Annotated in this window: 8 protein-coding genes; 3 read left to right on the top strand and 5 right to left on the bottom strand. The window is 39.4% G+C overall.

What is annotated here, in order from left to right; translation table 11 throughout:
- Positions 1-135 precede the first annotated feature (135 nt).
- The gene (locus tag ACM03V_RS03585) at positions 136-4,260 is read left to right on the top strand and encodes a tetratricopeptide repeat protein (protein WP_414619378.1); all 4,125 of its coding nucleotides are present in this window, start codon (positions 136-138) and stop codon (positions 4,258-4,260) included.
- A 244-nt stretch (positions 4,261-4,504) separates the two neighbouring features.
- Here the strand turns inward: ACM03V_RS03585 and ACM03V_RS03580 are convergent, their stop codons facing one another.
- The 5 genes from ACM03V_RS03580 to ACM03V_RS03560 all read right to left on the bottom strand — a co-directional run bounded on the left by ACM03V_RS03580 (position 4,505) and on the right by ACM03V_RS03560 (position 10,943).
- A complete protein-coding gene (locus tag ACM03V_RS03580) occupies positions 4,505-5,902 on the bottom strand; it encodes a cytochrome P450 (RefSeq protein ID WP_414619377.1) in 1,398 nt (465 codons plus the stop codon).
- A 169-nt stretch (positions 5,903-6,071) separates the two neighbouring features.
- Complete coding sequence (phnE, locus tag ACM03V_RS03575) at positions 6,072-6,917, bottom strand: phosphonate ABC transporter, permease protein PhnE (RefSeq protein ID WP_414619376.1); 846 nt, start codon at positions 6,915-6,917, stop codon at positions 6,072-6,074.
- Between the two features lie 100 nt (positions 6,918-7,017).
- Complete coding sequence (phnD, locus tag ACM03V_RS03570; RefSeq protein ID WP_414619375.1) at positions 7,018-8,034, bottom strand: phosphonate ABC transporter substrate-binding protein; 1,017 nt, start codon at positions 8,032-8,034, stop codon at positions 7,018-7,020.
- A gap of 71 nt (positions 8,035-8,105) precedes the next feature.
- A complete protein-coding gene (phnC, locus tag ACM03V_RS03565) occupies positions 8,106-8,900 on the bottom strand; it encodes a phosphonate ABC transporter ATP-binding protein (RefSeq protein ID WP_414619374.1) in 795 nt (264 codons plus the stop codon).
- Between the two features lie 231 nt (positions 8,901-9,131).
- Positions 9,132-10,943 carry a pentapeptide repeat-containing protein gene (locus ACM03V_RS03560; protein WP_414619373.1) on the bottom strand — a complete coding sequence of 604 codons (1,812 nt, stop codon included), beginning with the start codon at positions 10,941-10,943 and terminating at the stop codon, positions 9,132-9,134.
- An 894-nt stretch (positions 10,944-11,837) separates the two neighbouring features.
- On the opposite strand from ACM03V_RS03560, the gene ACM03V_RS03555 reads away from it, so the two are divergent.
- Both ACM03V_RS03555 and ACM03V_RS03550 read left to right on the top strand, forming a co-directional pair.
- The gene (locus tag ACM03V_RS03555; protein ID WP_414619372.1) at positions 11,838-13,007 is read left to right on the top strand and encodes a phosphoserine transaminase; all 1,170 of its coding nucleotides are present in this window, start codon (positions 11,838-11,840) and stop codon (positions 13,005-13,007) included.
- Positions 13,008-13,640: 633 nt separating this feature from the next.
- Entirely contained in the window at positions 13,641-14,294 is a 654-nt protein-coding gene (locus ACM03V_RS03550) for a Uma2 family endonuclease (protein ID WP_414619371.1), read from the top strand.
- Positions 14,295-14,321 lie beyond the last annotated feature (27 nt).

The following is a 14,321-nucleotide window of genomic DNA, read 5'->3' as shown; positions in this document are numbered from 1 at the left end:
AACGTAATTGGCTGCATTTGTAGAAAAGTTCACATACTTTGGTAGCCTATTACGTAATTATTCTTTTTTTACATTGCGCTCGTTAAAATTCGATGTGAACTATATTTTACAATGCAGCAGATGCTCAGGCGGCTAGTGCAGAGGTTCATAAAGTTTATCCAGGATATTTTTGGTGGTAAGCAGGCTCCTTCTATGAAAGAGAAGGGGATGCACGCCGTTAGGGAGTTGCCAGAACTGACAAATTCGGATCTGGAATTTTTGTTTACCCAACTTCTTGAAGGTGTACATCAAGCGCGAGGACAACATTGGGCGCAAAGGTGGCTGCAAAATATCGAACATCGGGTTTCTCCGAAGCGTTGGTTGGAGTGGTTGGGCCACTTTGGTAACAAAGTATTAGCTTCGTCGGCTCCGAATTACGAGTTGGCTTCGAGAATGGTGGAATTGGGGGAACTCGAAATTGGAGAAATAGGAGATGCTGCTTACGATATTGGGGTGCAGCTATTAACTCGCAATTCAAAGCAGCAACCAGTGTATTCGATTCCGATTTCTACTGAGTCTGAAGGGCTAACTCCTGCCTCGCCGGTATCGGAAGAATTTATTATTAAACCATTTGGGGTTGATCGTGAAGAGGAACCGATAATTGAATCAATTGCGGTGGATGGTGAATTCGAGATCCCAAATTCGTTCGCAGAATCTCCTGGGCAAGAGTTGATTAAAGAATTTGGGGAATTATTATGGGAAGATTACGAACCATCTGAAACCACAATTGCCCCAGAAAATAATATACCGGCATCTCTAGAACAGTTTCCCGATCGCTTATACGAAGAAGTATTTGAGTACGAAGAAGCAACGGAAGCGCTGTCAAATACTAATAACGCAGCATTAGAAGAAGAATTATCCTACAGTTTATACGAACAGGTATTTGAGTACGAAGAAGATTTAGAAGAAGAACAGTTAGAAGAAGCTGTAACGTTTGAAAGTACTAATGGACAAGTATCCAATTCTTACACTGGAGAAGAAATTGTATTTGAACAGGAAGAAGATTTAGAAGAAGATTTCGTTGAAGAAGCTGAAATACATGAAGTAACCGAACAAGCCACCCCCGGACAAGATTTGGTACGCAATTTAGGAGAATTGTTATGGGAGGAAACACAACTTGTCGAAGACGAAACTGTTAATGCTCACGAACAGGAATTTATCAACGATTTGAGCGTGGTATGGGATTATCCGCCGCAGGATACCTCGGAGAGAGTTGAAGTACCAAGCCAAGATTATATTCCCGAAGTTGGCGAACCTATAAATACAAGTTTTGTACCGATTGAAGATCCTACTGAAGATTCGGTTGAAGATGAAGAATCCGATCAAACCTTTAATGCTTTATTGGATTTAGCTTCGGAAGTAGAAGATGAACAAGAAATAGAAATATTCGAGCAACCAAAAGCTTCAGAAGAATCAGTTCCAGCAACGACTGTAAACGATTTGTTGATAAAGTTGGATGAAAGTGCAAGTTTAGTTCGTCAGCTTGCTTCTGGATTAGGAGAACAAAAATCTTCAGCTTTAGTTGTCAATGGCATACCTATTGATAACGATACAGTTGCCCAACAAGCTGAAGCATGGTATTACCAAGGGCTTGCCCAAGCTAGAGCCGGTAATCTGGAAGCTGCCGTTGAACTGTACGAAAAAGCGGTACAAACCAAGCCAGACATACACGAATATTGGTTTAACCGAGGTTTGACGCTGTTCCATTTGGGAGATTTAGAAGGTGCGATCGCCTCTTATGACAAAGCGATTGAAATTAAAAACGATTTTTATAAAGGATGGTACAACCGGGGTAGAGCTTTAGGTGAATTGGGATTTTTAGAAGATGCTATTATTTCTTTTAATACAGCACTTGAAATTCGACCCAATTACCAGGAAGCTTGGTCTAGTAATGGTTTGGCGTTACTGAAGTTAGGGCGTTTAGATGAAGCTATCTTTAGTTACGATAAGTCGTTAGAATTGGAACCTCTAGATCCGGAAAATTGGTATTACCGAGGTGTCGCTTTATCTGGGGATGCCCGATATGTAGATGCGATTGATTCTTACGATAAAGCTCTGGAAATCGAACCGTTTTTACACGATGCTTGGGTTGATAGAGGTGTAGCCCAGGGACAATTGGGAGAATGGGCACAGGCTATTATTTCTTGGGATAAAGCTTTAGGACTTAGACCGGATTTCTACTTAACTTGGTTTAACCGGGCTGTAGCTTTTGATAATTTGGGACGTAGAGAAGAAGCGGTTGCATCTTACGATAAAACTTTAGAAATTGAACCTAACTTCCACCTCGCTTGGTACAACCGAGCCGTTGTGCTGTTCTATTTAGAGCAATACGAACAAGCTATTCTTTGTTACGATCGCGCGCTACAAATTAAAGCTGATTATTGGGAAGCTTGGCTCGGTAGAGGTAGTGCAGCAGAAAAATCCCAGTATTTTGATCACGAGTTGAGTTTATCTAGTCCAGTTGCTCAAACAAACTCTGCTTTGAATGCACGGGGTGAAGAAGGTAAATTAACCAGCTATTTAGAAGCTTTAAAATATGTTGGTGACGATACCCAGCCAGAAGGTTGGGGTAGACTGCATTTAGCGATCGGTAATTGTTATTACGACATTGGTAAGAGATATTTATTACCCCGCGACTATTGGTATCAAGCGGTAGATGAATACAATCAAGCATTCGCGACGATTACCGCAGATGATTTCCCCGATTTACATTTAGAAGTATTGCAACACTTCATCAAAGTTCTGGTTGGTTTGACGGAAACTGCACAAGCGCAGGAGTTGCATCAATACAGCACCGATTTCTTGCAAGAATTATTAACCCAAGCAAATCGCAGCGATGAAAGTAGAAAGCAATTAACTTTGAAAAATATTGCTTTTGAACAGCTAGCAGTTGAAATTGCCATCCAGTACGGTGAAATAGTCCAAGGCTTAGAAATCGCCGAACATGGTAAAAATGCTTGTTTGACTTGGCTGCTCTACGGTTGGACGGATCAAATTTATTCGCCAAATTACAGTTCGATTTTACAGTTACTCAATCCCACAACCGCCGCAATTTACTGGCATCTCAGCCCATCGAGCTTACGCACCTTCATTATCAAACCCAATGCGCCAGAACCCATTCCAGTATTTACACCAGTGCTGAATGTAGCGCCTAACGAGTTTCCTTTACCCGAAGCAGTAAATCGTTTAGTAGCATTTGAAGACTGGTTAGAAGATTGGAATCGCGAATACGGCGACTATCGCAGCGAAACCAGGAATAAACAAAGTAAAATCGATCATTCTTGGCGTGGGGATATGGAACAGCGGCTGGGGAGGCTCAGAGAAATACTGAGTATCAGCAGCATAGAGCAGGAACTGCAAGGAATCACAAATCTGATTTTAATTCCCCACCGCGATTTACATAAATTACCCTTGCACGGATTATTTTCCTCAAAATTTGCTATCAGCTATTTACCCAGCCTGCAAATAGGATTAAATCTTCAACAGAAAAAATCCTCTGCAAATAAATCTTCATTAAAACTACTTAGTGTCGAACATCCCGATACAAAAGATTATCCTCCTTTTAAATCAGCTAAATTAGCAGCTTTAGCTATCAGTCAAATGTTTGATAATCCCCGTCGCATTCAGGGATCGAAAGCAACGAAATCAGAAGTAGAAAATGCTTTAATAGGAAACTACAATATATTTAATTTTTACGGTTATGCATCTGACATTAAAGTAAATCCTTCAATATCAGAAATCTTATTAGCAGGGGAAGATAAAATCACTTTAGAAGAAATTTGTACAAAACCTCTCAACGGTTACGACTTATTTGCCCTCTCAGCCAGCGAAATTACTGCAAACAAGCAAAAAATCGCTACCGAATACGCCGGTTTAACCAGCGCTTTGTTGAGTCAGGGAGTTAGTAACGTAGTAAATACTTTGTGGAGAGTAGAATCAACTGCCAACGCTTTAGTAACGATCGAGTTTTATCGCAGACTGCAATCTCAAACACCAGTATTTGCCTTAGCAGAAGCCGTTGAATGGTTGAGAGAATTGACAGCAGGAGAGTTAACAAAATGGTACGAAAGCCTGCTCAATCAACTTCCCCCCGAAGGATTGAGAATGAAAGCTCAATTAGCGACACAATTATATAGAACAAGTCAAATAGAAGCCGACACAAAATTATACAATCATCCTTATTATTGGGCGGCGTTTGTGATTGGTGGGATTGACGGTTAACAATGTTCAATTATCAACTATCAATTATCAATTTGTAGGGTGTGTTATGGCGCGAATAATCTTGATTTTTAGTAATTCGTAGGTTGGGTAAAGTGACAGTGCAACCCAACATTTGTACCCTTACCCAAGCAAAATCCGACATTAAGTATTATGGGCGTTAAAATTACTCAAGTTTTCTAAAATTAAGATTAATCTCAAGTCAGTTGCTTGGATTAAAAATCAACTGCAATAAACTTAATTGATATTAATACTTTGATGAAAGCAAATTAATTTGATAATTATCTTTTAATTTTTTTAAAGGAAACTGTACAAACGAAGCCTCTTGTGTTGATTCCCAATCAAATCGATTTAGTAAATGAGAAGCAAAAATCTTTGTTACAAGCATTGCCATCTGTGCCCCTAAACAAGCGTGTACGCCTCCGCCAAAAGGAATAAATTCGTACATTTTACCTTCATTGCGAGGTGCTAAAAAGCGTTCTGGATCGAATTTATCTGGCTCTGCAAAATGTTCTTCCATTATATGAGCTAGTCGCGGTTCGGCAATTATAGTAAAACCTTTTTTGTAAAGTATTCCATCCACAACTACTGATTTCGTCAAGCGACGGTTCGCGGTAGAACTAGGTGGTAAAGTTCTTAGAGTTTCCTTGATAGTTGCTTCCATAAATTCCATTTGCTTGAGCAAGTCTTGCGAAAACATATCTATTTCTGGAATTAATTCAGCTTGTTCTTGACGTAACTTCTTAACAAACTGCGGGTATTTTCCCAACTGATAAATCAGGGAAGAAACTAAACCAGAAATTTCGTAGTGAGAAGCCCATAACTGCAAAAGACATTGGTTTTCTATCAAAGCATCGCTAAAAACACCTTCAAGATTTTCCTGCTGACTAGCTAGCATCATTGCCAAAAAATCAGATGTAGGATTTATTTCTTCCTTTTTTCTTCGCTGAATCACCGCACGCATAAATTCGATTAACTTTGCACGTGCTTTGATTCCTCTACCGTAAGCTGTTAAAGGCGATTTCCATTTTAATAAACCATAAAATCCATCAAAATAAGTTTTATATAAAGCTTTGACTTGCGCTTTATTTCCTACAGGTAAACCGGCAAAACTTTCGGGATGATTATCATCTAATTTTACTCCCCATAGTAAAGGAGTTAGTACATCAAAACAGATTTTTTCGACTTCTGGATAAACAGCAATTTTTCCGGGAGTATTCCATTTTTCTAAGCCCTTTTTAATTACATGATTAATATGTGGGATGTACCCTTCTAATAAACGTCCATTTAAACCAGGTTGCAAAGCACTTTTACGCTGACGATGTAAATCTGGACGTTGAAATAAACTGTACTCGCCGAACATATCCATTGTGGTAGGTGGTAAGGCAATTTCTGTATACTGCGAATCGCCATTAAATACCATCTGAATGGCTTTTGACTCACCCACAAAAATAGTTGTACCGCCGAAAACACCAGTATTAAAAATTGCTCCGTACTTTTCGAGATTGTGACGACAAAATTTATCGGGATTAGCAATATATCTAAAAGTATCGTACCACTGCGGCTTTCTTACTGGAATTTGGGTTTGTGGTGGTGGAGTTTGTCCATCTTCTAAAATTAGTACTTCGCTTTTTGCTTGCTGCATAATTTACCACCAAGTTTTTATTTAGATAAAGTATAGATGTTTTCACTTGAGTAGAATACAAATTTTACCTCACCCTGTCACAGACAGACATCCTTATGCAATAGTTAGACATTTTGTGCGTTGACGGCAGTGACAATATATTTTTACAAATAAATATTCCAAATTGCGATCAAACCAACCAATTCCTAATTCTTGCAGAAACAAAATCAATAATACTTGTCGCTAATATTAAAATAATTAAAATCGCACAGACTTTCTGATATTCAAAAGATCCAAAGCTTTGATATAAAGAAAAACCAATACCTCCAGCGCCGATAATTCCTAATACAGAAGCGGAGCGCACATTGGCTTCAAAACGATACAAAGTAAAGGAAGTCCACAAAGGAATAACTTGAGGAATAATGCCGTAAATAACTTCTTGCAATTTACTCGCACCTGTAGCGCGAATTCCTTCTACGGGAGCGGGTTCGATTGCTTCAACTGCTTCGGAAAATAGTTTACCTAAAGTTCCAGCAGTATGGAAAAACAACGCTAAAACGCCCGCAAAAGGGCCCAAACCGACGGCGACTATAAATATTAGAGCAAATACTAATTCGTCAATAGCACGCATCGCATCTAAAAGACGGCGCGTTGGTTGAACTATCCAGACAGGGGAAACATTATTTGATGCCAAAATTGAAAGAGGAATTGCTGCGATGGCTGCTAATAAAGTTCCCCAAATTCCCATTGCTATAGTGATAAGTGTATCTATTAAATAATATTTCCAATCGGTAAAGTCTGGGGGAAAATATTGTGGGATGTAGTTGGCTATTCTATTAATCCGTTCTGGATCGAGAAATAAGAAAAAATTGATTTCGCTTTGGATGGCGGATAATATTAAAATTACGATACTAATTATTAAAAAGAAAATTCTGGTATTGGTAACTAGCTTTGCTTCTTGTTCTAATACTGCTGTTACAGCAGGAGAAATATTGATGTTTTTAGGAATAGTTGAAGCTGGTTTTTTTAGGTTCATTTTTTGTGTTTTCTTGTTGCAAGGTTCTTTTGTTTGTAGTAGCGCTTCAGCGCATCCGGATTTCAGATGCGCTGAAGCGCTACTACGAACCCATTACCAATTACTTCTTAATTCCCTTTAGCTCTTTATCAAGTTCATCAAGTTGCTTTTTCTTATCTGCTTCGCTTAAATTCTTGTTAGACTCAACTTCTATCTTTTTCTTAGAAATTTCTAGCTCGCGGATTGTGTCCCAAGTTTTATCTTCTGCGGCAACAAATCCCTGCCACTTTAATGGTTTGAGAACTTTTTCATCTTTATAGTTATAGAAAAAGTCTTTAATTTTTGTTTTTAAGTCTTCTGGTAAGTCTTTGCGATATGCAATCGGATCGCTAGGAATTAGTTCTGATGTCCAAATTACTTCTACTTTCTTACGGGCTTCGGGGTTGATTCCTTCTAAACGAGATAATGATTCGCTGTTGTTGGTGGCAACGTCTATCTGATTGTTGGCTACGGCTAAAGCGGTTGCTTCGTGACTACCTGCAAATATTAAACGTTTAAAAGCTTCTTTGGGATTAATTTGATTTTTAGCAAATATATAGTAGCTGGGAACTAAGAAACCAGAAGTGGAGTTTGGATCGTTAAATGCAAAGGTGAGGTTTTTAGAATTCTCGATTACATACTCATCACCTTTGTTTTTGCCTAATGCTTTGGCTTGTGCAGCGATGGGATTGTCTTTGTTAACAATTAGGTGAGAGGTGTAACCCGTAGTTCCATCATGGTTGATAGTCTGAGCAAATACTTCAGCGTTGGATCTTTGTGCAGCTTCAATGTAAGATTTACCACCGTACCAAGCCATTTGCACGTCACCAGCAGCCATCGCTTCTATTACACCGGAATACTGGGTAACATAGTAAGGTTTTATGGTAACACCAACTTGTTTTTCCATTTCCTTGATAAAAGGTTCCCATGCTGGCTTTTGATTAGCTTGGGATTCCATTGAAACAATGCCAAATTTAATTTCGCTGACATCTAAATTCTTATCGCTACCTTGAGAAGCATTGCAAGCAGCGACAACTAAAGTACCTGTCAAAGCCAGTGCGAATAAACTAATACGTTGAATAAAAGAACGTCTTTTCATTGTGATTATTATAAATTGGGAATATTTTCGGTAATAAAAATGTTTAATTAGGACAAAACTTAGAACTAAAATTACGTAAAATCGCTATGTCCTCTCATCACAAGCTCATCTGCTGCTGCACCATAAATTTCTTTGAGTTTGGCATCATTTAGTTCTACAGTTGCACCATCAAACATTACTTTACCAGTTCGTAGGGCAATTACACGATTGTAATAGCTACGTACTACTTGGATTTGATGTAAAGAAGTTACTACTGTAATTCCGCTTTGTTGATTTAATTCAACCAGCAATTCCATCACCTTGCGGGAAGATTCGGGATCTAAAGAAGCAATGGGTTCATCAGCAAGAATAATTTTTGCACCCTGCACCAAACAGCGGGCGATCGCCACTCTTTGTTGTTGCCCTCCCGATAGCATGGAAGCCCGTTTGTAGGCTTGTTCGAGGATGCCAACTCGTTCGAGGGCTGCGAGTGCTTGCAGTTTTTCTTCTTTGCTAAATAAATGAAATATTGAACTAAATACAGATAATCGCGACAGATTTCCAACCAAAACATTTTCGATAACTGTTAAGCGATTTACCAAATTGAATTGCTGAAAAATACAGCCAATTTGACTTCTTAAATATCTAATTTTTGAATGATTTTTTCCATCGGTTTGTAGAGCAGTGCCAAAGATATTAACGCTTCCAGAATCTCCACTATGTAAACCATTCAAATGACGTAATAATGTAGATTTACCAGAACCAGAAGCACCTACAAGAGCAACCATTTCACCTTGAAAGATAGTACAAGATACCTTTTCAAGTGCGGGTTTCCCTTTGAAACTTTTTGACAGATTATTAACTTCGATTGCAAGTGTATTAGTCATTTTTTTGGAATTGATTAGAATTAAAATAAATCTTCATCATACAAAAGCCCGCACCCTCGAAGGGTGGGGCTATAAGAACAAAGCCCACCTGCGTGGGCTATGAAATTAATGGCGTGTGTTTAAAGCTTTGTAGTTTGTCATTGCGAGGAACGAAGCAATCCCAGAGTCTTGCGCTTGCTTCCTTTCACTTAGTTTAACTCGCAATGACGGAAAATATTTTTGTTTACCTACTTATTTGTCATCAGCTTGGTTAACATTATTTTCCATTTGCTGATTGCTATTGTCTCCAGTAGCAGCTTGCATACCACCGTGCATAGTACCACCACTCATGCTTTGAGAAATTCCACTATTTTGGTTATAATCGCCTTCAATGCCTTCGTTGTAGTTACCAGTATCCATGTTGATATTGCGAATTGTATCCCCTTGTTTGAGATAAAAACTAGGTCGTTCTAAAGCCGTCGCTATCATATTTTCTAATCTACGAATGCTATTATCTTTCTGTGCTATCAAAGCTTTGAAATCTTTTTCTGCTAATGCTTTTAATTGATTATAGTTGATGAAATAATCTTTACTTAATTCAGATTTATTAGCACTTATTGCTGTTTTTGCACGGATAAGTATTTTATCTTCTCCCCGTCTTTCTATTGCTACTATTTCAAGTTCTGCATTTGGATTGTTCTCAGCTATTTCTTTGAATGCAGCTGCCATTGCGCGGGGGTCAACACCTTGGTTATGATAAAGATCGAGAGTGTCAAATATTGGCTGGATAAAATCACCAAAATCTCCATCTGTAAAAACTTCGGCATTGTTATCTGGTTTGCGTAAGGGATTGGGATTTTCTTTGGTGGGAAAGCGCATATACACGTACTCGCACTTTACCCCGCGAAAGTTAGTTTCATGGGTAATATTCCAATCTTCAATATATGCCCCTGTAAGCGTTGCTCCGGTTAAATCGGTATTATCTAATTGTGTTTGTTTTAATATAGCTCTGGATAAATCCGCATCTTGCAAACAAGCTTCGCTTAAATCTGTACCGATGAAACTTGCATCTGTTAATAAAGAGTTTTTTAAATTAATTCCTCGTAAGTCAAAACGGTCAAAATTTGTATCTTGCCCTTGCCCTGTTAAAATTAATTGTCGTATCTGAGAATGTTGTAAATAAGAAGTACCGGGACGTACTCGATCGAGTAATTTAGTCTTCTGGAAACAGGTACGAATCAGTTTAGCTGTTCTAATATCTGTACTTTTGAGTTTAGCAGCAGTGAAATTAGCATCGGTTAAATCGGCACCGCGAAAACTCGTACCTCCAATAGCAGCAAAAGCAACTGCTGCATTTCGTAATAAAGCATATTTTTCATCTCCCTTCATTGCTCGCCAAGCTATGTAAGCACTTACGGCTCCGGCTACGGCTACGGCTACGGCTACGGCTACGGCTACGGCTACGGCTACGGCTCCGGCTACGGCTCCGGCTACGGCTCCGGCTACGGCTCCGGCTACGGCTCCGGCTCCGGCTACGGCTCCGGCTACGGCTCCGGCTACGGCTACGGCTCCGGCTACGGCTCCGGCTACGGCTCCGGCTACGGCTACGGCTACGGCTCCGGCTACGGCTACGGCGAAGGCTCCGGCTACGGCGAAGGCTCCGGCGAAGGCTACGGCGAAGGCTACGGCTCCGGCTACGGCGAGACTTACTGATATTCCTTGGCGGATAATAACGATATATACAATAATCGTTACAATCAGTGCTACCCAGCCTGCAACTTTGTTGTCAAAAGATTGAGAAGAATCAAATATGTAGGATATTAAAGCTCCATTAAATAGGGATAGAAAACCCGATATTCCCGACAGTAGCCAAGAAAGTACAACCAGCAGCAATGCCCAACGCTTTTGTAAACCAGCTTTCGTACCAGTAAAATTAGCTCCTCGCAGGTTAGCACCAGTAAAGTTTGTACTTCTAATATCTGCATGGCTGAAGTTCGCACCTTCTAAATTTTGACCTTTAAAAGAGCGTCCGCGTAGATTTTGTCCGGAGTAGTCTGGTGGCATAGCTTTGTAATTGAGACACTAATGCAAAAATATATTAAGTGATTGCACTGAGGTTTCATACAAGCTTATCGTGAATATTCCGGATTTTAGATAAATATCTTGCTGGGCATTCATACCCGCCTTGGAATAAATTCTCCGCAGTTGCTACAACCGCTTTGTACCCCGGCAACGCACTGCTCTCCAGGCTAATAAACAAAGTCTGATAAATCTTACATCTTGCACCATTCTCAACACCGCCTTGGAATAAATTCCCAGGCTCACAAACAAAGTCGTCTAAAGACGACTGGCAGAGGCTTTTAGTGCGTTTAAACACACTTTGTATATTAGCCTTGAAATTTATTTCAAGGTGTGGGTTATCGGGCTAACGACATTGGTACAAATTGTGAATTTAACTTTGTTATTGGTTTCTTGAAATTGATTTCAAGGCAATAATTTGGACTAAATGAGTTTAGTTCGTAGGTTGGGTTTCACTCCGTTCAACCCAACACAATCTGGAAAACTCAACGAAATAATTCAAATTAAAATAAATATTAAACATCTAACGAAACAATTCGCTTCATTCATAAATCTGTGTTGGTAATTGCGTATGAAATTAAAATACTGGTGTTGGGTTACGACGCAATATAAATTATTGGTTAATCATTAAATATTGTCGTGCGTCTAACCCAACCTACTACTTCATAAACCTGCGGAGGCAGGTTTCGTCTGTGTAGCCGCGATTTAAATCGCCAGGTATCAAATCGCCACATATCCACCCGTCAAATCCCAACCCCAACCCCAACGCCAAATTCATAAAAATTATTCATTCACTAAATAACCCACAATCCGCTATTATGAGCGAATAAATTACGATTTAGCATCACACTTTTCTGTTCAATATTCCCTGTCAAATCGATGCAAACACAACAAAAATCGGCGCAAAAGCCAAGCATTCGTCCTCAAAATCCTAATTTCTCTTCGGGGCCATGTTCTAAACGTCCTGGCTGGACTTTATCAGCTTTAAATGATGCAACTGTCGGGCGATCGCACCGTTCTAAGTTAGGTAAGGCAAAGTTAGCGGAAGCGATCGAGCTATCTAAGGAAATCCTGCAAATTCCTAGCGATTATCGATTGGGTATTGTCCCTGCATCCGATACCGGCGCGGTGGAAATGGCGATGTGGACTATGTTAGGAGAGCGCGGTGTTGATGTTGTAGCTTGGGAAAGTTTTGGTAAAGGCTGGGTGACTGATGCCCTCAAGCAGTTGAAGCTCGAAGATATCAATACTTATGAAGCTGATTACGGGCAAATTCCCGATCTTTCAGCAGTTGACACCGATCGCGATGTAGTATTCACCTGGAACGGTACAACTTCTGGCGTTAAAGTTCCTAATGGCGATTGGATAAAAGATAACCGTCAGGGATTAACAATTTGTGATGCCACTTCCGCCGCTTTTGCGATGGAAATTCCTTGGCAGAAAATCGATGTTTTGACTTATTCTTGGCAGAAAGTCATGGGTGGGGAAGCGGCGCATGGTGTAATTGTTTTATCACCAAGAGCGGTTGAAAGATTAGAAAGCTATACTCCCGATAGACCTTTACCAAAGATTTTTCGCTTAACAAAAGGCGGTAAACTTATTGAAGGAATCTTTGAAGGTTCGACAATTAATACACCATCAATGTTGTGTGTTGAAGATGCGATCGATGGTTTGAAATGGGCTAAATCTATCGGCGGTTTATCAAAATTAATTGAACGTTCTAATAATAATTTACAAGTTTTAGAAGATTGGGTTGCTAAATCTGACTGGATTGATTTTCTAGTAGAAGAAAAATCGATTCGTTCCAATACTTCTATCTGTTTCAAGATTACCGATAAATGGTATCAATCTTTATCTAAAGAGGAGCAAGCAGCTAAAGCCAAAGAGTTAGTATCTTTGATGGCTAAAGAAGAAGTTGCTTACGATATTGGTTCCTACCGCGATGCACCTCCAGGGTTGCGTATTTGGGGTGGTGCGACGGTGGAATCCAAGGATATGGAAGCTTTAACTCAATGGTTGGATTGGGGATTTAGTCAGATAAAGCAGTAAGTAGTAAGTAGTAAGATATTCGTTTTTACGCAACATTTTGGAGACGTAGCAGTGCTACGTCTCTACATTTTTTTAGGTTGGGAACTATAAATAATAAAAATAGTCATAAAAGGATGTTTGAAAAGTCAATAACTATACTCGGAACCTCTCTCCTAGAAGGAGAAAGGCTTATTACCCCCATTCCCTCATAGGGAAGGGGGGCAGGGGGGTTAGGTTTCCAAGGTGCCCGAAGTAAAACATAATACTTTTCCGCCCATCCTTTAATACTTGACCACATTAATTCTAATAGTTTATTGTAAACACCAAAAATTCGTTTCTTCCCCCTCTTCCCCCTCCCTACCCTCATTTTTTGTTTGATAAACCACTCGAATTAAATGGGTTTCGTTTCAAAAATCCACTGTGAGAAATTACACAGATATTAAATAAACTTCTTCCGGGTTATATAAATTTTCAACCGTATCATATTAATAGTGGTAACGGTAGATATTTATGCATAAATATTGCCGAAAAATCTACTAAAGCTTAATTTTGAAAACGAGCTTTTAGCCGCTATAAATATTGAAAAATTCCTGACTGTAGGGTGTGTTTATAGAAAAACAAAAAACAGATTCATTGGTGACGGAGGAGAAGTAAATGAAAGATTCTACAGCAGTTCCATCCAGTTTTTCATTAGAAGAATGGATAAATAACCCGCTTAAAGATGCAGAAATTTCAGAAGATATTTTAGAAGTAGATTGGATGCAAAACTCTGGAGATAAAGCAGAACCTTTCGATAACATTAACGACACATACGAAGAAGCTGATGAAGCTTATGAAATCGAATGGGTAAATGAAGAATTTGGCGAGCAAAAGGCTTTAACGCTCAAACAAAGAAGGATTTTAGGCAATCTTTACTATCATTGGAGGAGTTACAAAGATAACAGCGGACAAGGTGGAGAAGTGTACAATCACGTACCTTGCCGCACAAAAATTCAAGGGCGATCGCCAGACGTTGCATACATCACGCCGCAGTTAGCAGAGCATTTCGGCGATTTAGAAGTATTTCCCCAAAGTTTTCCATTAATCGCCGAAGTAGCTTCTCCTGCCGACTTAGCCGAAGAATTAATTGCCAAGTCTCACGAGTACTTACGTTCCGGAAGCGAAGAAGTTTGGTTAATTTTCCCCGAAAATCGCTGGATTATTATTATTACCGAAAATCAAAAACTGATATTTGGCTCCGGAGATATTGTTTATACTCAAAGACTGCTGAATGGTTTCAGCGTTGAAGTTGATGAGTTATTAGGGTAAAAAGTTAGGAGTTATAAATATTTATAC

This window comes from Calothrix sp. CCY 0018 (assembly GCF_963920925.1).
In the GTDB taxonomy this organism is placed as follows: domain Bacteria; phylum Cyanobacteriota; class Cyanobacteriia; order Cyanobacteriales; family Nostocaceae; genus Rivularia.
This window is presented reverse-complemented; position numbering and strand designations above follow the sequence as displayed.

Bases quoted from the DNA above. Each gene is read 5' to 3' on its own strand.
- ACM03V_RS03550 (WP_414619371.1), top strand. From the start codon at position 13,641: ATGAAAGATTCTACAGCAGTTCCATCCAGTTTTTCATTAGAAGAATGG.
- ACM03V_RS03555 (WP_414619372.1), top strand. From the start codon at position 11,838: ATGCAAACACAACAAAAATCGGCGCAAAAGCCAAGCATTCGTCCTCAA.
- ACM03V_RS03560 (WP_414619373.1), bottom strand. From the start codon at position 10,943: ATGCCACCAGACTACTCCGGACAAAATCTACGCGGACGCTCTTTTAAA.
- ACM03V_RS03580 (WP_414619377.1), bottom strand. From the start codon at position 5,902: ATGCAGCAAGCAAAAAGCGAAGTACTAATTTTAGAAGATGGACAAACT.
- phnC (WP_414619374.1), bottom strand. From the start codon at position 8,900: ATGACTAATACACTTGCAATCGAAGTTAATAATCTGTCAAAAAGTTTC.
- phnE (WP_414619376.1), bottom strand. From the start codon at position 6,917: ATGAACCTAAAAAAACCAGCTTCAACTATTCCTAAAAACATCAATATT.
- phnD (WP_414619375.1), bottom strand. From the start codon at position 8,034: ATGAAAAGACGTTCTTTTATTCAACGTATTAGTTTATTCGCACTGGCT.